Below are 1,247 nucleotides of genomic sequence, written 5' to 3' on the forward strand. Positions count from 1 at the left end.
TGGTGTGCCCTGGGTTCGATGGAGTCGCGTTTCTGGATTGTCATGCCACGGTAGACGCGTTCTCGAACTGTATCGGGGTGAGCATGCCCAGGCTGCTGTGCCGTCGTTGCCGATTGTGCCAGATCTCCAGGTACTCGAAGATCGCGTTCGCCAGCTCGATCCGGGTGTTCCAGCGCTGACGGTCGAGGAGTTCGACCTGCATGCGCGACCAGAACGACTCCATCATGGCGTTGTCGAAGCAGTCCCCGACGCTCCCCATCGAGGGCAGTAGGCCGGAGTCCTTGGCGCGTTGGGTGAAGGCCCAGGAGCCGAACTGGACACCCTGGTCGGAGTGGATGATCGTGCCCGCGGGCGTGCGGTTGTCGATGGCCATGCCTAAGGCGCTGGTGACGAGGGTGGCGGTCTGGGCGGAGTCGATCGACCAACCGACCACCCGGCGTGAGTAGGCATCCAGCACCACACAGCAGTACACCTTGCCCTCCCGGGTGGGGTGTTCGGTGATGTCGGTAACCCACAGCTGGTTGGGACCAGTCCGGGCGAAGGCGCGGTCCACTAGGTCGACGGCGATCTGGTCGGGCTTGGCGCGCCGCCACTTGGGCCGGCCGCTGAGGCCTTGCAGCCCTGCTCGCTGCATGAGTAACTCCACCGCTCCGTGGCTCACCGGGACATGGTGGCCCAGGCGCAGTTCGGCATGCACCCGCCGGGCGCCGTAGGTGCCTCGGGAACGCTGGTGAATCTGCTGGATCAGGTCGGTCAGCCAGACATGCCGGATGGTCCGCGGCGAGGGCGGCCGGTCCCGCCAGGCGTAGTAGCCGGACACCGAGACGTCCAGTACGCGGCAGGCCACCTCGACGGGGATGCCTTCGCCGGCCATCACCGCGATGGCCTCGAACCGCCTTTTGGGGGCACCACCTCTCGTACCAGCTCGATCGCCCGCCGAGTGGCCTGCAGTTCTGTCTCCAACTCGGCGATGCGGCGCTTGGCGACTGCTAACTCGACCTTCTCGCTGCTGGTCAAGCCGGGCTCCAAGCCGCGATCGATGCGGTCTTGCCGCCGCCAGGTATAGATCGTCTGACTGCTGATCTCCAGATCGTGCGCCAGGTCGGTGACCTTACGCCCCGCCTCGAGCAGATCCAGCACCTTGCGCCGGAACTCCGGCGGATAGCCCCGTCGTCCCATGCCACTTTCCTCTCATCAAGTGGCACAAGAATCCAGTAACCCAACTCCACTCAAACCGGGACACACCA

1 pseudogene is annotated in these 1,247 nt (G+C 65.3%); it reads right to left on the reverse strand.

Annotation, left to right across the window (positions count from 1 at the left end):
• Positions 1 to 40: 40 nt before the first annotated feature.
• Positions 41 to 1,179, reverse strand: a pseudogene (locus tag ABD999_RS43750) (IS3 family transposase).
• Between the last annotated feature and the right edge of the window lie 68 nt (positions 1,180 to 1,247).

The sequence above is a fragment of the Nonomuraea ferruginea genome (genome assembly GCF_039540635.1).
GTDB classification, from domain to species: domain Bacteria; phylum Actinomycetota; class Actinomycetes; order Streptosporangiales; family Streptosporangiaceae; genus Nonomuraea; species Nonomuraea ferruginea.